At 40.5% G+C, this 729-nt stretch carries 1 protein-coding gene; it reads right to left on the reverse strand.

Annotation, left to right across the window (positions count from 1 at the left end; genetic code table 11):
- Positions 1-729: hypothetical protein (locus HMPREF3182_RS07615; RefSeq protein ID WP_206445535.1), on the reverse strand; the 729-nt coding region annotated here is incomplete at both ends.

A 729-nucleotide genomic window follows, 5' to 3' on the forward strand; every position in this document is an offset into this window, starting at 1 on the left:
TACCGTTAATGGCTTCTTTACTATCTGCTGCTACTTTTCCATTAGCTACGTTCTTGATAACGGTACCGGCATCTCCGCCTTCCAACGTAATGGAGTTTTTATTCACGGTATCGCCATTTTTATCATATTTCACCGCATAATCAGTAAATTTCTGATCCGATGCCACTAACTCAGATTTCTTCGCCACATCTTTAATCGTAACCGTTTCGGTTTTAGCCGGATGCTTCTTATCTTGTACGGTCAATACAATTTCATTATGATCAGTAACACTATATTTCTTATCTGTTTCCGCTTCATTACCAATCAAACGATAATCGCTCATGGCATTGGCATTTGTCTGTACTTTTTCGGCTAATGCTTTCAACTGTCCCTGGCTTGCTGCTTGATCGACTTTCATCGTACTTAAATCATCAGGCAAAGTCGTATTAGTAAGTCCTGTAATTGTACTTACATTACTGATTGTCTTAGCTGCACCGTCAATCTTCATCGCTGTATCACCGGTGCCTAATGTAATGCTGTCCAAACCTTTGATTGCTTTAGCCAAACGGAGTGTCAATGTAGATGTGCCGTCTGCAATAACGCCGATGTTATTATCTTGACTCAATTTTGCATTATCTGTAATTCCACCGGTAACGGTAAGCTTCTGATTTAACTTCAGTTTATTTTCATTACCGATGTCGCCGGCAAATTGCATGCCGTCATTCATCGTTGCCAATTCATGCGTCTTCG

Origin of the sequence: Megasphaera hutchinsoni (assembly GCF_001553405.1) — a bacterium.
Classification (GTDB): Bacteria; Bacillota; Negativicutes; order Veillonellales; family Megasphaeraceae; genus Megasphaera; species Megasphaera hutchinsoni.